The 18,740-nt window shown below is 41.4% G+C and carries 18 protein-coding genes, 1 tRNA gene and 1 pseudogene; 12 read left to right on the forward strand and 8 right to left on the reverse strand.

Annotation, left to right across the window (positions count from 1 at the left end; genetic code table 11):
* Positions 1-185: hypothetical protein (locus tag MA2_RS11350; RefSeq protein ID WP_218002937.1), on the reverse strand; the 185-nt coding region annotated here is incomplete at its 3' end.
* 275 nt (positions 186-460) lie between these two features.
* On the opposite strand from MA2_RS11350, the gene MA2_RS09475 reads away from it, so the two are divergent.
* The 6 genes and pseudogenes from MA2_RS09475 to MA2_RS11260 form a co-directional block, all read left to right on the forward strand.
* The gene (locus MA2_RS09475; RefSeq protein WP_067059232.1) at positions 461-2,854 is read left to right on the forward strand and encodes a DUF262 domain-containing protein; all 2,394 of its coding nucleotides are present in this window, start codon (positions 461-463) and stop codon (positions 2,852-2,854) included.
* Positions 2,855-2,887: 33 nt separating this feature from the next.
* The gene (locus MA2_RS09480; RefSeq protein ID WP_067059234.1) at positions 2,888-5,053 is read left to right on the forward strand and encodes a DEAD/DEAH box helicase family protein; all 2,166 of its coding nucleotides are present in this window, start codon (positions 2,888-2,890) and stop codon (positions 5,051-5,053) included.
* Entirely contained in the window at positions 5,043-5,303 is a 261-nt protein-coding gene (locus MA2_RS09485) for a hypothetical protein (protein WP_067059236.1), read from the forward strand. The genes MA2_RS09480 and MA2_RS09485 overlap by 11 nt, the downstream gene beginning before the upstream one ends.
* A complete protein-coding gene (locus MA2_RS09490) occupies positions 5,300-7,330 on the forward strand; it encodes an AAA family ATPase (protein WP_067059238.1) in 2,031 nt (676 codons plus the stop codon). The genes MA2_RS09485 and MA2_RS09490 overlap by 4 nt, the downstream gene beginning before the upstream one ends.
* The gene (locus tag MA2_RS09495; RefSeq protein ID WP_067059239.1) at positions 7,327-7,839 is read left to right on the forward strand and encodes a DNA phosphorothioation-associated 4-like protein; all 513 of its coding nucleotides are present in this window, start codon (positions 7,327-7,329) and stop codon (positions 7,837-7,839) included. The genes MA2_RS09490 and MA2_RS09495 overlap by 4 nt, the downstream gene beginning before the upstream one ends.
* A 276-nt stretch (positions 7,840-8,115) precedes the next feature.
* Positions 8,116-8,526, forward strand: a pseudogene (locus tag MA2_RS11260) (transposase); the annotation flags it as partial.
* A 458-nt stretch (positions 8,527-8,984) separates the two neighbouring features.
* On the opposite strand, the gene MA2_RS09510 reads toward MA2_RS11260, so the two are convergent.
* Positions 8,985-9,060 (reverse strand) — tRNA-Gly (locus tag MA2_RS09510).
* 292 nt (positions 9,061-9,352) lie between these two features.
* Here MA2_RS09510 and MA2_RS09515 point away from each other — a divergent pair.
* The 5 genes from MA2_RS09515 to MA2_RS09535 all read left to right on the forward strand — a co-directional run bounded on the left by MA2_RS09515 (position 9,353) and on the right by MA2_RS09535 (position 12,083).
* Positions 9,353-10,186 (forward strand): M48 family metallopeptidase, encoded by an 834-nt coding sequence (locus tag MA2_RS09515; protein WP_067059245.1) that lies wholly within the window; start codon positions 9,353-9,355, stop codon positions 10,184-10,186.
* A gap of 93 nt (positions 10,187-10,279) precedes the next feature.
* Positions 10,280-10,744 carry a DUF441 domain-containing protein gene (locus MA2_RS09520; protein WP_067059247.1) on the forward strand — a complete coding sequence of 155 codons (465 nt, stop codon included), beginning with the start codon at positions 10,280-10,282 and terminating at the stop codon, positions 10,742-10,744.
* Between the two features lie 138 nt (positions 10,745-10,882).
* Positions 10,883-11,212 (forward strand): BolA family protein, encoded by a 330-nt coding sequence (locus MA2_RS09525; RefSeq protein ID WP_067059249.1) that lies wholly within the window; start codon positions 10,883-10,885, stop codon positions 11,210-11,212.
* A 39-nt stretch (positions 11,213-11,251) separates the two neighbouring features.
* A complete protein-coding gene (locus MA2_RS09530) occupies positions 11,252-11,641 on the forward strand; it encodes a SirB2 family protein (protein ID WP_067059251.1) in 390 nt (129 codons plus the stop codon).
* Between the two features lie 49 nt (positions 11,642-11,690).
* Positions 11,691-12,083: a hypothetical protein gene (locus MA2_RS09535; RefSeq protein WP_067059254.1), complete on the forward strand. Its 393-nt coding sequence runs from the start codon at positions 11,691-11,693 to the stop codon at positions 12,081-12,083.
* Here the strand turns inward: MA2_RS09535 and MA2_RS09540 are convergent.
* The 4 genes from MA2_RS09540 to MA2_RS09555 are packed head-to-tail and all read right to left on the reverse strand — an operon-like array spanning position 12,080 to position 14,508.
* The gene (locus tag MA2_RS09540; RefSeq protein ID WP_079352216.1) at positions 12,080-12,682 is read right to left on the reverse strand and encodes an alpha-hydroxy acid oxidase; all 603 of its coding nucleotides are present in this window, start codon (positions 12,680-12,682) and stop codon (positions 12,080-12,082) included. The two genes, MA2_RS09535 and MA2_RS09540, sit on opposite strands and share 4 nt — an antisense overlap.
* Positions 12,664-13,266: an alpha-hydroxy-acid oxidizing protein gene (locus tag MA2_RS09545; protein WP_067059258.1), complete on the reverse strand. Its 603-nt coding sequence runs from the start codon at positions 13,264-13,266 to the stop codon at positions 12,664-12,666. Before MA2_RS09545 ends, MA2_RS09540 begins: the two co-directional genes overlap by 19 nt.
* 2 nt (positions 13,267-13,268) lie before the next feature.
* Entirely contained in the window at positions 13,269-13,586 is a 318-nt protein-coding gene (locus MA2_RS09550; RefSeq protein ID WP_067059260.1) for a 2OG-Fe(II) oxygenase family protein, read from the reverse strand.
* A gap of 16 nt (positions 13,587-13,602) precedes the next feature.
* A complete protein-coding gene (locus MA2_RS09555; protein WP_067058646.1) occupies positions 13,603-14,508 on the reverse strand; it encodes an IS982 family transposase in 906 nt (301 codons plus the stop codon).
* A 321-nt stretch (positions 14,509-14,829) separates the two neighbouring features.
* On the opposite strand from MA2_RS09555, the gene MA2_RS09560 reads away from it, so the two are divergent.
* Positions 14,830-16,467: a histidine-type phosphatase gene (locus MA2_RS09560; protein ID WP_079352152.1), complete on the forward strand. Its 1,638-nt coding sequence runs from the start codon at positions 14,830-14,832 to the stop codon at positions 16,465-16,467.
* Between the two features lie 164 nt (positions 16,468-16,631).
* Here the strand turns inward: MA2_RS09560 and MA2_RS09565 are convergent, their stop codons facing one another.
* Together MA2_RS09565 and MA2_RS09570 are read right to left on the reverse strand one after the other, a co-directional pair.
* Positions 16,632-17,120 (reverse strand): phosphohexomutase domain-containing protein, encoded by a 489-nt coding sequence (locus MA2_RS09565; RefSeq protein WP_067059262.1) that lies wholly within the window; start codon positions 17,118-17,120, stop codon positions 16,632-16,634.
* 242 nt (positions 17,121-17,362) lie between these two features.
* Positions 17,363-18,661 (reverse strand): PepSY-associated TM helix domain-containing protein, encoded by a 1,299-nt coding sequence (locus tag MA2_RS09570; RefSeq protein WP_079352153.1) that lies wholly within the window; start codon positions 18,659-18,661, stop codon positions 17,363-17,365.
* Positions 18,662-18,740: the final 79 nt, after the last annotated feature.

Consider the following 18,740-nt stretch of genomic DNA (forward strand, 5'->3'; position numbering starts at 1 on the left):
TATAATCGTTTTTCATCTGGTAATAAGATGTAGTTTCCAGTGAAATCCCTAATATCTATTAAGTTTAGAAAAGTTAAATTCAATATATAATTTTCACTTGCCTCGACTTTTCCAGTAACCTCAAAAGGTAAAGTGAGTTTACTAGAAAGTGTATTAATAAATTCTTGTTGATTGTGGTAAATCATTTTTTATACCTTAATCCTAGGGTATGTTGAAAATTAACGTAAATGAATGAAAGTAGGAGCTAAGTAAATATTAGCAGCAAAAGATTGACCTCTAACTCAGGAACAATTTCTTAAAATATAAGATAATAGTACACTAAACCTTAATTTAAGTCAGTTAGTAACCTAACATGGAACAGTATCTAAACCTGCAATTTTTCTATTAAATCTTAAATTGCCTTTGCCAAGAAATTTTGCTAATGTTGAGTAAATAATTTAATGTAATCTAGGATAACATAATGGCAGTAGAAGCTAAAACCATATTTGAAGCAATTTCAAAGCCACCTATCGAATTATTAGCAGAACGAGGTATGGGGCTGTATATTCCATCTTACCAACGTCCTTACAGTTGGGATAAGGAAAAAGTCAATCGACTACTTGAAGATTTAGGACATGGCATCAAAACCTTACTAAAGTCTGACGATAGCTTCACCTTTTTAGGTACAGTCATTACCATTCATGATACCAATAATTCTACGGTTCAACCGATTGTTAGGTCAGATGTTCCTAGTAAAGTCTTAACTGTCATTGATGGTCAGCAACGCATGACCACTTTACTGATTTTAAATCTTGCTCTACATAACCAAATTCAAGTTACACACAAAAAATTTACTCGTAAAAAAACTACCGTAGAGAACAACTTACGCACTAGAGACCAGAGTAGTTTGGATTTTGGTGAAGACGTAAATACCGAAATAGATAATATTTTACAAGCCTTAGAGTGGCTAGATGGTCAGACCAAAGAAGTGCTTTCATTGCTAGAAGATACTTTCTTTGAAAAACATCGCTCTGGGCAATCACCCTTATATCCTCGCATGATTCGTTCACTGGATGACCAATGGTCAAAATCCGCTAGAGAAAGAAAATATCAATCACCGATTGCCAACCTTATTTTTAACTATATTACTCAAATTGATGACCCGCTATACCAAGCGACTGACTACAAGCCCACTAAGCGTGAGAAAAACATCGAAGGCGAAGAAGCTATCGTTGATAGATTCAATCAAATAATAAAAGCCTTAGCTAGTCTTTCTTCAAACAGAAATAATGTAATGGAAGAAGTACCGACTATTGAAGAAATTTACAAAAATGAAAATTTTCAGGTCAGTTTGCTTAACTATCCAATGCCAATTGAACATATTCGTCTGCTAAGAGATAGTGACAAAGAAATATTTGACGAACTTTTGTTATTGGTATTATACGCACGCTATGTTTTACATCGTGTTGTTTTGACAGTAGTCAAGGGCAAAAACGAAGACTATGCCTTTACTATTTTTGAATCATTAAATACGACGGGTGAGCCTTTAACAGCATTTGAGACATTTAAGCCTCGTGTCGTCAATGCAGTAGGATTAGCAGAATATGATGGCTCACCTCAAAAAGCCATGATGGATGAAGTCGGCAATTATTTAAGCAAATTTCCTGTAGGTGCAAAGTTGCAGACTGCTACCAAAGACCTGTTAATTCAATTCTTTGCTACTTACACAGGTGACAAGGTTTCTGGTAGATTAGCAGAACAACGTGCCGCCTTAAAAAACGCATTTGAAGAAACTGAAAATACCGATGATTTTATCAAAACCCTTTCTATTACGTCTAACTTTAAGTCACAAGTATGGGAAGCGGATAACCTTAATACTTCTATTACCGTATTTAGTGGTCATGAGCTATCATCACTTAGCAAGTTGGCATTGAAGTTCTTTAATGACATCAACCACACAATTGTGATTCCTATTTTGACGATTTTCTTTAAACAGATACAAGAAGCATCATCTGACGATAAATTAGCACGATTTAAGGATTTTGAGTCTGCATTACAAGCGATGTTTGCTTTTAGTGTTTTGTGGCGTGCTTCTCGTACTGGAACAGCAGGCATTGATGGTGAATATCGAGAATTGCTCAATAAAAATGATATGCCGTCTGGACTCGCTCCAATTTCTATTAAGCATAGCCGAAATCAAGTAGTTGATATCGACTTATTCAAAAAAGAGCTGAAATCTAGACTACAAGATGATTCAAGAAAAGGTAAACTTAAAGATAAAGAAACTTTTGTTCAAAATTCTTATGCTCGTCCGATTTATAAATCCCCTAAAATAGCGAAGGCTCTTTTGCTTTCCGCTCATCACAACGCCATCGAGAATCAAGAAACTAACGATGGCTCTATTGTTAAGGGTAAAGAGGCAGTCAATGCGTGTTTAACACTAGACAAATATATGGACGAAAGTAGTTTCTCGTTAGAACATATTGCCCCACAGAGTAATAATGGTAAATGGGAAACTGAAATTTATACTACGCCCGACATTATTGACTCGCTTGGCAATTTAACCTTGGTTTCTCATTCGCTAAATTCTTCGATGAGTAATCGTATGTGGGCAGAAAAGCGGGTCTTTTATCGAGTTGTTGGGGCAAAAACCCATCAAGAAGCCTCGCAAATATTAGCAGAGGCGACTCAAGCAAATCGTGCTTCTCTTAAAGAATATACACAAGATATTTTAGCGGCTCAAAAATATATGCCAAATCTTGTCGCTATTGGTAATTATGAAGGTGCGTGGACAAAAGAATTTATAGAAAAACGTTCAAAAGACCTTTATGCCTTAGCTTGGGATGAGTTAATTCAACTTTTAGAGTCAAAATAAAAATAACTTATAGCCCTATATGGATTGTTCAGTATGGATATACCTTTTAATGAGTTGCGTATTAAATCGGTCTATCGGACGGGTGAGGATAACTTATTTTTCGATTTTTATCGCCCTGTTCTTGAACAGTCTGTCCGCTATGATAGAGCGGTAGGTTTTTTTTCTTCGGAAATTCTAGCAATTAATCTAAAAGGCTTATCGCAACTGGTCAAAAACAATGGAAAAATGCGACTTATCATCGGAGAACCTTTAAAAAAAGAAGAATACGATGCTATCAAAAATGAATCTGAAGAAGAGTTAGCAACTAGAATTGATTCCTATATCGATAGATTGCTAGCAATGATAGCAGAGGAAGAGAAAACCAATCGGCTAAAGGTGCTGGCTTATTTGGTTTCATCGCAATTATTAGAAATCAAGTTTGCGATACGCCGAAAAGGGATGTTCCATGAAAAAATCGGCATTGTCTATGATAGCTATAATAACTGTATCGCCTTTCAAGGGTCTGCCAATGAAACCCCTTCTGCCTTATTTGAAGATTTAAATGCTGAAAGTATCAGCGTTTATAAGAGTTGGCAACCAGAAATTTTTCAAGAATATGGACAAAATTATGTCAATGCCTTTGAAAGCCTTTGGAATGGCAATCAGCCCAACACCAAAGTTTTGAATGTATTATCTACGCAGTATGATAGGATTTCTGCCTATGTTAAAGAAAATTTGACCAATGGTGGAAGTCGATTTAATTTTGAAAAAATTCTAATGGAGCTAGAAGATGAGTTGGAGTATTCATTCGATGAGCCACAGCAGAAATACCCAACTGTTCCTACTTCTATTAATAACGTACCTTTTGAGATTAGAGAGCATCAAAAAGCAGCTTTGCAATCTTGGAAAGCCAACCAATTTACAGGCATACTGCAACACGCCACAGGCTCAGGCAAAACCATTACCTCGATTTACGCCCTAACCAAAATATTTGAAGCAAAGCATAATAGAAATGGTTCTCTTGTAACGATAATTAGTGTTCCTTATATCGAATTAGCAAAACAATGGGTAGTTGAATTAGAGAAATTTAACATCAAGCCTATCGAATGTTTTGAAAGTAAGACAAAATGGCACACCAAATTGACTCGTAACTTGGAATTACTACGAAATAAAAAAATAGATTTTATGTGCTTACTGGTGGTAAATAAAACGTTGGTATCTAAGCCTTTTCAAGAATTAATCGCCAAAATTCCGACAAATGACTTAATGTTTATCGGTGATGAATGTCACCGTCATGCCTCAGAAAATACGAATAAATCCCTACCTAATGCCTATTTCAAACTTGGATTATCTGCTACGCCTTTTAACGACGATGAAGATGAGTTTGAAACCGAAAATCTTTTTCCAAATATCGCCAAAGAACGTATTTTAAGTTATTATCAAACCATTGTTCATCAGTATTCTTTAGAAAATGCTATTCATGATGACGTTCTGACCCCTTATGATTACCATATTATCCCTATCTTCTTAACTGAAAACGAACAGCTAACCTATGACGAATTATCTCAAAAAATTAATGATGTAATTATCAATTCTGGTGGTAAATTATCTAGAGAAGAGCAAGAAAGGCTGATGATTTATTCTTCAGAACGTAGCAGATTATTGGGAAGAGCCGAAAATAAGTTGGTAGAATTAAGACGTTTAACCAAAGATATTCCACAAGAAAATCGCCCTTATAGCTTATTCTATACGGGTGAAGGCAAGACCGAAAATGAAGACAGCACTGTCATTAATGAAGTTTCTAAGGTATTGAGCCAAAATGGGTGGCGAACATCGCAGTTTATTGGGTCAACCCCACCTAGCGTGCGAAAAGAGATATTAGATAACTTTAAATTGGGGATTGTAGATGCTTTGGTAGCTATGAAAGTATTGGATGAAGGTATTGACGTACCTGCCTGTCGAACTGCATATATTTTAGCCAGTAGCAAAAATCCTCGTCAATATGTTCAACGTCGTGGTCGAGTACTACGCAAATTTTCTGGTAAGGAAAAAGCCATTATTTATGACTTTGTGGTACTGCCTAATCCTGAAATCCATTCGGATTTTGCTAAAAAACTAAAGTCTTCTGAATTAGAACGCATTAGAGACTTTGCCTTACTTGCTAGAAATAAAACTGAAATTGAATCAATATTAGATAAGATGGAGATGAATGATGGATAATAAAGCAGACGAAACGGTTAAAGAAGCAGGGCTTGAGCCAAAACAACTGATTGCCCAAGCTATTCTAAAAGCTGAATTATTAGATGAGACTCCTTTAAGAAGACTAACTCGTAAAATGATAAATATGGAACGCAAGTATCTTTTTTCTGAACAAGGTGTACCTCAAAGAAAAGCCAAACTAAAGGATTTCATTGATGATACCAGAAAGGCAGGTGAATTTAAAGCAATTATCAATGAGGATAAAATATGAAAATTCTTTCCTTAAAAATGACTAATTTTAGACAGTTTTATGGTCGTCAAGAACTTCATTTTTCCACAGATTCTAGAAAAAATATTACATTAATTCACGCAGAAAATGGCGTTGGTAAAACAGCCTTGTTGAATGCTATTAAGTGGTGCTTTTTTGAAGAAACCACGGAAAACTTTAGGGATAATAAAAAACTCCTAAATCATGTAGCAGATGATGAAGGCAAACATTTTTTAAGTGTTGAAATTGAATTTGAAGAAGACGGTGAAAATTATATTTGCTACCGTGGAATAGACGAACGCAGTAGGTCTCATTTTAAGGTTCAACGGGAAACTGAAACAGGTGTTGAAAATATAGAAAACCCTGGATTATTTATTAATACTATCATTCCAAAGAATATGTCATCTTATTTTTTCTTTCAAGGTGAAGGTGTAAGCAGTTTTGCTCGCACTTCTGCAAGAGAAAACCAAGCAGTCCGTAATGCAATTCATGACATTTTAGGATTTAAAATTGCCAAACAAACGCTTAGTGATTTGGCTGAAATCAAAAGTGAATATAATCGTGAAATTGGTAGGCGTAATCATGGTACGAAAATCGGTGAACTTTATGATACTTTGTCGAGATTAGAATTAGCGAAGAAAACTTGTGAAGACAAGATTGAAACCACTGAACATGAAATTGAAGAAGCCAACTTTCGATATCTCCAAGCTGATATTGCTCTAAAGAATAGTAATGCTGAAGTCATTCAACAAAACCAGAATGACCGCTCAAGACTAAAAAAACAAATCGAAAGTATTGAAGCCTCCATCATTAATGAAAGAAAACACCAAAGAAAACTGCTAGGCGACAATCTGAGTGCAATTTTTGCCACTAAATTAGCTTCACAAGCCTTAGATTTTATCAATGAAGAAGAATTTAAAGGAACTATTCCAGCCCCTTACAATGAGAATCTTGTCAGAGATATTCTTGACCAAGCAAAATGTATTTGTGGGGCAGAAATCCATGAAGGCACACAAGCGTATGATAATATCCATAAATTATTAGCAAAAGCCGCTGACCCTTTGCAGGGTGATAGAGTAACGAGAGGCAGAGAAACATTAAAAGCTATCCAAGTTCGCAATGAATCTGCCTTAAATCTTTTAGATAAAAATAAGACAGATATTGCCGAGAAAGAAAATTCGCTAGAAGACCTTAAAGCCAGAATTGCAGTTATTGACCTTAGAATTGGTGACTATGATTCAGAAGAAATTAAAAAATTAGAAAAAGATTACCAATATTATTTCCAAGCCTTACAAGCTGAAAATAAGAATTTAGGTAAATTCCAGACAGAATTAACGAAACTTGATTCCGATATTGAAAAAATCCAACGAGAAATTGATTCGCTTAAAAATTTATCGACAGGTATAGAGGAAATTCAAGAATCCCTACAAATACTGGCTAAAGTAGAAGATTTAATCAAAATTACTTTAGACAAAGCAGAAAAAGGAGCTCTAGAGTATTTGCCACGTTTGATTAATGAAACGCTTAAAAAATATGTTCGACAGGACTATAGAGCGAAACTGAGCAAGGACTCTTATAATATCCAACTCATTGATAGCTCTAATAGACCTGTAGCAGAAAGTGATGGACAGCAGTTACTATTAAGTCTGACGTTTATCTCAAGCTTAATTAATTTAGCCTCTGACCGTAAAAAAGCTAGCGGAGAAATTTTGATGCCTGGAGCGATTGCTCCTTTTGTCATTGATGCTCCGTTTGGTGTGCTTGATAATGCCTACAAAGGCAATATGGCTCGCTATATTCCTGAATCAGTTGAGCAGGTTATTTTTCTCTTATCCTCTAGCCATTGGGAGGGGACAGTTGAGGAAAATATTAGAGAGCGTATTGGTCGTGAATATAACTTGGTAAGTGAAGTTAGTTCAGACCAAGGTGACAAAGAGTTAAGTCCTATCAATATTCTTGGCAAAACATTTGATACTGCTAGATATAACTGTGAAAAAGATAGAACCGTGATTGAGGAAGTGAAATTATGATAACAAATCAAGTGTCTAAAGAAAAAACTTCAGAAGATGCGTGGCGTAATATTCAAGTCAATCGTGACAGAAAATTTGAGCATTTAGTCAAAGACTTGGTTGATAGTCCTGACACAGCTCTATTCAGATTCAATAAAGATTTAATGATATTTGGAGCGATGCTGGGCTACAATTTTGAATACAGAAAACCTTTGCCTACAAAATCTGAAGACATGATTCAAATTACTCTACAAACCTATCGTAATACTGAAGATGATGGTTATATTTATCTATTGGGTATGCTGGAAAATAGACACGCCACTTGTTTGAAAAATGAAAACCTCAGTGAAACCGTCAAAATATTTGAAGAATACTGTAATGGAGGTTTGGATTTATTGAATGATTGGAAAGCTGAATATCCTACTAAGAAAATGACAGAAATTTTGATGGAGAAAATTGCTGAACATACTCAAAATATGCAAACTAATCACCAAAATGTTAGTAATGAAGATTTAGAGATTAATTTCTAAATAAGATTCTAAACTTATGAAAAATAAAATCATACCTTAATAAGAAGTTATAGCTCAGTAAATTACTAGAATCATGATTCTAATACTATTCAAGTTCTTTTAAGTAAGATTTAAAATTTAGCTATAACAAAAAGAATTGTAATTTTTTTTGTTAAAATCTGTGAAATTAAAATCAGGTTACTACAATAGAAACTAAAATGACAAATCAAACTAGCTCAAGGCTGGTAATGCTTTTATCGATTATTTAAATAACCTCAACTCGGGAATGATAAAGCTGAACTCGTCAATGTCTGTCTAACATCAGGCAATGTCGATGATAGAAAGCCCATCGAATACCTGTGTAATGTGGTTCATGGCAAACTGTATGGTGATAAAGGCTATGTCAGCCAACCACTTGCCGATAAACTTGCTAACGATAAAGATATTACCTTTATCACCCGAACCAAGAAAAACATGAAACCCAAAGAATTAGAAGTCATTAATAAACGTTTGCTTAAACGCCGTGCTTTGGTTGAAGCGGTGTTTGATGAGTTGAAAAATATCTGCCAAATTGAGCATACTCGTCATCGTTCGGTTACTGGTTTTTTAAGCAATTTATTGGGTAGTTTAATTGCTTATTGCTGGCAACCTAATAAGCCTTCGTTAAAAAATGTGCTTGTTGAGTTCAATCCGTCTGATATTGTTTAATTCTATTGGTTTGCTAGGTTTCGCTTATCCCGACTTCATGTTAAATAGGTACACACAAAATGTTATTAGCGTTTAGGTGTGACATTCGCAAGGGTTACAGATGTATTTTGGATAAATATAGCATTCACAGTAAAAGCAAACAGAGATAAAGCCAAGTTTTTCTAGTATATCTTCACCAATCTGTGGGATGACTGATGGGTTCATAATTTTGCTATACTTATTTAGTGGCATAAAGCCAAACTACAGAATAAAAATGGAGTTGGGGTCAGAATTTTGCTATACAAAAAATAAGCACGGCACATTCAAGGCACAAATAAGGCACACAAATTTTTCTGTGTGCCCTAGTAAGGAAAAGTGGTCAAAGATTTTAAGGTGAATTTTAGAGAATAGAGCCGTCTAAGTTATTGATTTATAAGCAATAAAAAAGCCACTTTACTATAAAGTGGCTTTTTAGAATTTGGAGCGGGAAACGAGATTCGAACTCGCGACCCCGACCTTGGCAAGGTCGTGCTCTACCAACTGAGCTATTCCCGCATATGTTAGACGTTTTAGCTAATGTTTTGTGATTTGCTATCGCGTCGTTGTGGATGGGTATTATAAGGATTTTTGAGCACCCGTCAAGCATTTTTTGCATTTTTTTCTAAAAATTTTTGCTCAATGCTTTTTTTGGGTTAAATTTCGATGATTAGTAGACCTCGGTTACTTAATCATAGCATTTTTTTGCTAAATTTTGACCCAGTTTATGTTTATAATCACCAACAACACATGCAGCGCGTTAGGCGTGACCTCATAAGCTAATTTGGCAATTTAAATGATAAGGCTGTCTATGAAGCATAAAATTTCTACTTGGGTGCTGGGTGCAACACTTGCTGCTAGCAGTGTGTTGGTTGGCTGTGCTAGCACCACCAATACAGGTGCTATCGGTATTGACCGTAATCAGCTGTTGTTGGTGTCAAACGCTGAAGTTCAGCAGCTGGCAGCGCAAAGCTTTAATGAAACCGTGGGCAAAGCGCGACAAGCAGGCAAGCTTGATACCAACCCTGCGCAAGTCAATCGCTTAAAGCGCATTGCCAGCCGCTTGATTGGGCAAGTGGGTGTGTATCGCCCTGATGCGCAAAATTGGGCATGGGAAGTGCATACTATCCAAAGCAATACCATCAACGCCTATGTGTTGCCAGGTGGTAAAATCATGTTTTATACGGGTATTATTGACCGTTTGAATTTGACCGATGATGAAATCGCGGCGATCATGGGGCATGAGATGGCGCACGCACTGCGCGAGCATACGCGCGAAAAACTCTCTCAGCAGATGGCGACTCAACTTGGCTTGGGTGTGGTAACCAGCCGTTTTGGTTTATCACAAGGGCAAGCCCAACTGGCAAGCTATGCCAGTGAGTTGGGGTTAGCATTACCCAATAGCCGCCAAATGGAGTCTGAAGCCGATGTCATGGGCTTAGAATTGATGGCACGTGCAGGCTACAACCCACAGGCAGCGGTGAGCTTGTGGCGCAAGATGCAGCAAGTAGATGGACGCGGTGAGCCACCACAGTTTTTGAGCACCCACCCTGCCAGCGCGACGCGTATCAATAACTTGCAAGCTTTGATGCCGCGTGTGATGCCATTGTATCAACAAACCCAAGCACAGATGTTGCGCCGCTAGCGACTGCTTGCCATTTGACAACCTAAAAGCCTGCTTTTGTAGTGGGCTTTTTTTATTCATAATGATTGATATTTAACTGAGGTGTTTGATCTGATGGAATTTTTGAACGCGCAGCTTACTACTATTGTTTTGTTGATATTGCTAGCATGTGGGCTGTTGGTGCACAATCCGACGATTTGGGTCAGCGCGGCTTTGTTGCTGCTGCTTAAAATGCTGCCATTTAATCAGCCAGTATTTGCCTATATCCAACAATATGGGCTCAACGCAGGTGTGTTTGTGCTGACGTTGGCGATTTTGGCGCCGATTGCCAGCGGTAAAATCAGCAGTCAAGCCATTTTGCAGTCATTCACCAGTTGGCAATCTATCTTGGCGATTGGTGTAGGGTTGTTGGTAACGTGGCTGGGTGCGCGCGGTGTGCGCTTGATGAGTGCTGACCCCAATGTGGTAACAAGCCTGATGATTGGCACGGTGGCAGGTGTGGTGCTGTTTCGCGGTGTTGCGGTTGGGCCGTTGATTGCGGCAGGGATTTTGTCGTTGTTGTTGTGGTCAAAGCAATGATGGCAAAATTGGCACGATCAGTTAAAGACTTGGCGATTTTAGCGATTTAACCATACACATTTGGCACTATGGCAAGGCAAAAATCGGTGCTAAAATAACGTTTTAACATCCAATTTAGTTGGTTATTTGGACACTATCATGACCTCACCTACCCCATTAGCCGATGCCTTGCACACGCGTGTGCAAGCTTTGTCCCCAAGTTATGTTGAAGTCATCAATGAATCGCGCCAACACGCAGGCTATTTTGATGGCAAAGAGAGCCATTTTAAACTGGTGTTGGTGTCAGATGCCTTTGCAGGCAAGCGTCTGGTGCAGCGGCATCAGTTGGTGTATGGTTTGGTCAATGATTTATTGGCGCAAGGCGGCGGCACGATTCATGCGTTGGCGTTGCACACCTATACGCCCGATGAATGGCAAGCCCAAACCCACGCCCCTGCCAGCCCACAATGCGCAGGGCAAAACCGCTAAGCCTGTGTAGCAAACTATTTTTCCATGTGAGGAATTTTTATGAAGCATGTACATATGCTGTTTGCGTTTTTGACGATCGCGCTGTTTTTGTACCAGTTTGGGCTGGTGTATGGCGGTCGGGTAGCAGCTCTTAACCGACGCGGTTTAAAAATCGGTAGCCATGTGCTATATACGCTGCTACTGATTAGTGGCGTTGTTACCGTCATGCCTGTGGCACAAGCCATTGGCGTGCCGCATTGGGTATGGGCAAAAATCGCGCTATGGGTGGTGGCGATTGTGGCAACTGCGGTGGCATTGCGCCAAGCTCGTGTTGCACCTGATGCCACGACCACCGCTGTTTTACCTGCTTTAGCAAAGGGCTTGATGTTGGTTGCGCTACTGGCTTATTTGGGCATCGTTGGCTTGGCGTTTAGCAAGCCGATGTTGTAGCCATATTTTTTTAAATCCAAAGTTTAGTTTAAAACCAAGAGTCTAGCCGATGAAATTTTTATACCTTGTGTCTTGTGTGGTTGGTGCGGCAATATTGGGCGTAACGGGCTGTGCCACCACGCCTAAGCCCAGCTATGTGTCGCCCAATCAATACCAAAACTATGACTGCGGCAAGCTCAACATCGAATACAACCGCTTGATGCAATACATCAGCACCGCCAGCAGTCAGCACAACGGCTTGACAGTATCAGGTGTTGGGCTGGGGATCGGCATTGGACGCGGCGGCGTGTATCCAAATGTCAATATCGGCTTGGGACAAACTACTGGCGGTAATCGCAATAACTTGGCGATTGCAATGGGTGAGCGCGAGGCAATCGTCCAAGCGGCACGTATGAAAAACTGCGCGTTTGCCAATGGCGTAAAGCTGTATGGTGAACGCTAAACCGTTTTTGTTGAGCCGCCTAAGCGATTTTTAGCCACCAAGCCATGCTCGCCTGTTAAAGCAGCGGTGATCTGCCATTCTTCTTGCAACAGGCGCAGCACATGCGCCGTCCCAAGCGCGCCTGCCAACGCAAGTCCATAAATCACAAGTCGCCCAACACCCACCATATCCGCACCCAATGCGCGTAACTTGGCAATATCGCTACCCGACATCACACCACCATCAGCAAGTAAGATAGCATTGGGTATAGCTTGCCGAATTGATGGTAACACCTGCGCCACAGCAACGCTATCTGCCAACACACGCTGCCCGTGATTGGATACCACCACACCTGCGCAACCGATTGCCAGTGCGTGCTTAGCATCATCGGGGCGCAAAATTCCTTTGAGCAGTACAGGCACAGGACAATGTGCGACCAGCCATGTGATGTCATTCCAATTTGGCGCATTGGCAAGCAATATCGGCAAATCTGTGAGCACAAACTGCGTTGGTAAGTTGGACGTGGTTAAGGGTGGCGGTGGTTGAACATTCATCCGTCTGGCAAAATCGCGCACACCGCTGTGAGCTGCATCGACCGTTATCACCAAAAAATCTGGCAAATTCGCCCTGTCTTTGTCAAGCCAACGCTGTAGTAACTGCTGGTTATAGTCGCGATTACGCTGATGGCGTAAATCGGGGCAATATTAGGCTGGGTAAGGTTGTCAGGTGCGATTTGCCAGTACCATTGAATGGCTTGAAAATAACACTGGCTTGTACGCGTCTGTGCACCACATGGCGATAATAGCGCATCAAACGGTGTATTTGCCAGACTGCTCCAAATACAAGAGCTTGCCGTGACTTGACACGCCAATGCAGTGGCGTGTTCGGCATCAGGATGATATAAGCCGTGATACGCCACAGGGCTGACAAACAATGGCTGCTGCACGCTGATATCGACAGGTACAGCCGCATGCGGATTGTATAATCGAATCGCTTGCTGAAGGTTTGGTGCTGTCAAGACGTTGGGCTGCCAGCACAAGTTTTGCAACGCTGCTTGGTTGCTGTCCTGTAAGATAGTATTGCCCAACATATACGTCACGATATCAGCAGGCAGTCGGCGACAAAATTCGCGCTGATAGTCACTGACCGTTACCCAATCGGGTGGGATATGCGTTAGCGGTTCGGGCGGTACAGTGTTTGTCATGCTTACACCTCAGCCCATTGGCGCAGCAAATTGTGATAAACCTGTATCAGGCCATCTAAGCGCGGTGCAATTTGCGCCCATGCGGTGGTATCGTTTGCCAGTTGGTGCTGCAAGGTTTGGCGAAGTAGAAGTTGGCCGATATCCAAATCATGCAAAATTGCACGCTGTGCTGCGTCTTTGACCAGACTTTGCGCCCATGTCATCATCGCAAGACGCGTGCCTGCGCTAACAGGTGCCACGCGGTGCACACTGGTAGCAGGATAAATCACCGCGTCATCTGCGCCAAGTTTGACCGCGTGTTCGCCAACTGCATAACTCATTGAAAGCTATCACAAACTAAGCAACCTGCGGTAAAGAATGCCCAATCAGCACATTCTTTAGTGTAGGTTTCTTGGTTTGGTGGCAATAAGCAATCAGCCCTGCCAATAAATTAGCCATAAACCCAGCAGGGCTACGGTGTCTTGAATGCTCAATTTGGCAAATATGCTTTAACTCATCAAACACCGTCTCAATCAAGAAACGGCGTTTGAGTAATCGCTTATCTAACCAAGCAATGTCCTTAGCTTTCATGTTCTTTTTGACATTGGTAATCAACTCAACATCCAAATGCTCATCCAGCCAAGCAGTTAGGGATTTATCAATATAGCCTTTATCACCAAACAGTTTACCAAATACGGTCATATCGCACAGTTGTTTCACAGGTTTTCTGTCATCCACATTGCCTGCTGTGACGGTGAGATTGACAAGCTCACCTTGGTCATTGATGATGACGTGCAGTTTAAAGCCATAAAACCAGCCCATGCTGCTTTTGCCGCGTGCGGCAGTGTCGGCAAAGACTTTGTGGCGTTTGATACGGTGGTTGTCACACACAGCTAGACTGGTTGAGTCAATGTAGCTTATCCCTGTGCAGTTGCCTTGCATTAAGAATTTCAAGTAGTCACACATGGGATGTACGGCTTTTTCCATCAGTTCTACCATTCTGTTGTAGCTTGGTAGTCTTGGAAAGGCACTTTTTAGCCATTGACACAGATAGCCATAGTGAAATGCTTTAAATTCTCGGTATCTGATTTGATGAAATAGTACCGAGATGGTGATGATTTCTGCTAAACTGATGCAGCATGGTTTGTTTCGGGTCTTTTTACTGCTTTTTCGCTTTAGCGTTAGCATTTTCTTCTGTTGCTCGGCTGTGTAGGTTTTGCAGTAGTCGTCTATGTGGCAGTAAAGTGCTTCGAGATTGTCCATGTAAGAAGTCCTTGGCTAGGTTGTTTGTGGTGAACTTACTTTAGCATATTGGACTTCTTTTTTTTATCCTTTCTTATGTCGAATTCGGGTTATGATAAATGGATAATGATATCATAACATTAATATGTCAGGTTACTTAACATTTTAATAATGGCTTAACTCAACGTATTAAGCCATTTTTTATTGTGCTGTTGGATGTTAAGTTACGGTATTGTTCTGGCTTCATCATTTTGTCACACAATCTTTTTAAGCTATGCCGTTATCGGTATCAAATTAACCCAATCTTAACATTAGACGTAAAAAACGTAAAAAGGTGCTATGATGAAACTACGATTTCTAACCCTAGCCGTGGTCGGCGTACTGTCTTTGGCCGCATGTAACGACGATGACAACGACACCAAAATCGTTGCCGTCAATTCACCAACGCAGCCAACCACCCCAAGCGTCACGCCCACGCAGCCCAATACCCAGCCGACCACACCAACCGTCATCGAGACCTATTACCAAACCAAAACTCCTTATCAAGCTCCCAAAGATATCGCCAATTTACCAGCCGCACCTACAGGCTACGTGCCTGTTTATACTCAATTGCTGGCGCGTCATGGCTCACGCGGCTTGTCGAGCATCAAATATGACTTGGTGGTATACCGTATGTGGCAACAGGCCAAAGCTGATGGTGCATTGACCGCACTTGGCGAAAAACTTGGCGATGATGTACTTGCTATCATGCAAGCCAATTTCTTTTTGGGACAAAACGTTGATGGTGTGAGCTTTGATGCCAAAAAAGGTGGCTACGGCAACGAAACCCAAGTTGGTATAAACGAGCACACCGAGCTTGCCAAACGCTTACTCAGCCGTTTGCCGACGCTGTGGCAAGATGCTGCCGCGCACAATCGCCGCATCAGCGTCATGTCATCAGGGCAAGACCGTGCCGTCGATAGCGCGTATTTTTTTGCCAAGTCTTTGCAAACTCATGCACCGATGCTTGCCAACTTGGTGTATTACCCACCTGCACCTATGACAAAAACCCAGCAACCCGATGGCGTAAACCGTTATCAGCTGTATTTTCACAAGCTTGAGGATAAATTGGATGGCGTAGAAGCCACCAGCCCACTTTATCCAACTTTTGTTGAAAGCAAAAACTACCAAACGTACAAGAAAAAAGACGCGGATTTAGCCAATACCCAAGCCCAGCTTGCTGCCGACAGCCGTCTAAACGCCGCAGGACGCGTGGTGCTTGAGCAACTATTTAGCAAAACGTTTGTTGATAAAATTGCCGATGGTACGTACCAATTTGCCAACGATGGCTCAATGACGTTTGCTGATGCCAACGGTAAAGAACTCACCTTATCAGGCGACGGCAAAACCAAAATCAACTCTCTTGCTAGCGGTGGACAGATGCTGTATGAGCTCTACAGCATTGCTCCTGCAATGATGAAAGAAACAAACGGTGTGGATTTCTTGGCATATATGCCGCCTGCACAAGCCAAAATCTTTGCCGAATACAACGATGCCAGCGATTTTTATGACAAAGGGCCAGGGTTTACGGACAAAAATCAAATCACCAGCAAGATGGCACAACACTTGCAAGATGATTTTTTTGCTAGCCTAGATAACGTCGTCAAAGGCGACACCCGTGAGGCGGCAAGATTGCGCTTTGCCCATGCCGAAATTGTTATACCGTTTGCCACCTTACTTGGCGTGAATGGCACAACCGTCACCCAGCCCACAAGCACATTGTACAACTACAGCAACAACCCGTGGCGTGGCATAAACATCTCCCCAATGGCGGCAAACGTGCAATGGGATTTGTACAAAAATGGCACGGCCTACGCGGTGCGTATGTTGTATAACGAAAAACCAACCGCATTTAAGCCTGCATGTGACTACGCCAAACTGACAACCGATAGCAATTTTTATGATTATACCAAATTACGCCAGTGCTACGGTTATCAGTAATTTTAATTCTTTAAATATTTAAAATAGGTTAAAAAAATCTGCCATTGAGTGGCAGATTTTTGCTGTTTTGTTTTTCATCAAGTATCAAATATAAAAAAACAGGCGGTAAGCCATGCTTACTGCCTGTCTTCTAGCCGTTTTGGCGTTAAACCGTTTGCTGTTGGTTAATGGTCAGCAGGTTGCCCACCTTGCGCGATATTCCACTCGCTGATGGCTTGCGTTTTGGCGGCAAGTTTGGCGGCATCGCCGCGGGTTTCGACATTCAGGCGCAGTAGCGGCTCGGTGTTGGATGCGCGCATATTGAGCCGCCAATCGGCAAAATCTACCGATAGCCCATCGATGGTGTTAATGGTCGCTGCGCCATCATCAAAAGTGGCGTACGTCTCGGCAAGTTTTGCCAACACGTCTTTGGCACTCACGCCTGTAAGCTTAAAGTTAATTTCGCCTGAGATTGGATACGCGGTAATCATCTCATCAACCAGCGCAGACAACGACTTGCCCGATTTAGACAGTAGCTCAATGACCAATAGCCATGGAATCATGTCACAGTAGTTAAAGTCGCGGAAATAATGGTGCGCGGACATTTCACCACCATAGACCGCGTTGTGCTCGCGCATGATTTGTTTGATAAATGAATGCCCTGACTTGCTCATCACGGGTACGCCGCCTGCTTGCGCAATGATGTTTGGCTGTTCAAACCTGTCGTTGTTTTTCGATAGTCTTTATACTGTGTTGCTGCCGTCATGTCTTCACTGTTTTGCCATATTTACCACCAAATAAACCTGCTAAAAAAATTATAAATAAAACAATAAATCTAATCATTATCATGGACAGTTTAAAAAAAGACTGGTTTGTCCGTCGCTACCAGTCCAGCTATTCTATAACCAAACCAATCTTAAGCCCGCATCTGCAATGATTTTGCTTGTTGTTTGGCGCGTTGTTTTTGCCGCGCTTGCCGCCCACGCCACCACAGATACACGCCTGTGACACACATCACGGCAGTTGCTATACCAAACACCGCTAGCAGTATAGGATACCAACGGTTGTCAAAATGTGCTCTGTGCAGCGCGTACCACCAATGCTCTGCTTTATTCACTGCTGCCGCGCGCGCGCCATAATTGGTTTTACTGACCGCGCCTGTTTGTGCATTGACCGTAATCGACGACGCACCGCGCCCATTGCCGATATCCTCAGCGGTTTTAAAGCGTAGCTGCCACGCGCCATCCTCCGCCTGCCAACGAATACCTAACGGACGCACAAAATGCAGTCCATCGGCTTGCGCTTGGCGTTGCGCCATAGTCGTCAGCGTATCGATGGCTTGGTACTTGTTGATTGCAAGCGTATGATCCGTCATACTGATTTGCTGTGGACGAGGCGCATCGGTTTTTGGCTTAGGTGCGTTTTGTGCCCCCATCAATGCCATGACAGGTTGATACACGGGTTTTAAATTAAAACCAACACTCGCCCATGCAATCGGCAATGCCAACAGCCAAAACCATAAGCCAAGCGCGTGATGCAAGTCATAATTGAGCTTAAACCAACTACTAAAGCGGCGTACTGTCCACGCGCGTGACCACTGCTGCAACCAACTGCGGCTACGTGTAGGCAACGATGCATTAGCCGCTTGTTTACGCGCACGCGGTAATGTCAAATATAACCCAACAAAGCAATTTAGCGTCCACAATAGCCCTGCAATGCCCAGAATCGTCTGCCCAATATCACCCATCAGCAAATTGCGATGCAACCAAAAGACCTTCCACATGGTATTTTGCCACGCCCATTGCTCGCGGTCGCGCGTGCCAATAATATCGCCTGTATATGGATTGACAAACACCTGCTGAAACGTTGGGGTATTGGTAGGTTGCGTGGATTTTGATCGATCACGATCTACGTTAAATACCACAGCGTGATTTGACTCAATCTCAACTGGCATGGATGAGAACTTTTTTTGTGGAAACGTTGCAACGACTTGATCGTGTAGCTGAGCAATTGACAGCGGCTGGCTGGTTTGCGGCTCAACGTACGCCAGCTTATGGTTAAACCAATTATCCAGTGGCTCTTCAAATGCCAGCAGTGCCCCTGTCAAAGCCGTGATCAACAAAAATACTGCTGTGCCTAAACCAACATAGCGATGGATCCAAAGATTAAATTGTCGCGCTGTCACACCAATACTACCTTTAAAATAATTTTTCATACAATAATATAAATGATATTTATTTTCAATAACATTTAGAATTATTTTTTACTTTTGAATAATATTATAATATTAGCCC

Source organism: Moraxella atlantae NBRC 14588 (genome assembly GCF_001591265.1).
Classification (GTDB): domain Bacteria; phylum Pseudomonadota; class Gammaproteobacteria; order Pseudomonadales; family Moraxellaceae; genus Faucicola; species Faucicola atlantae.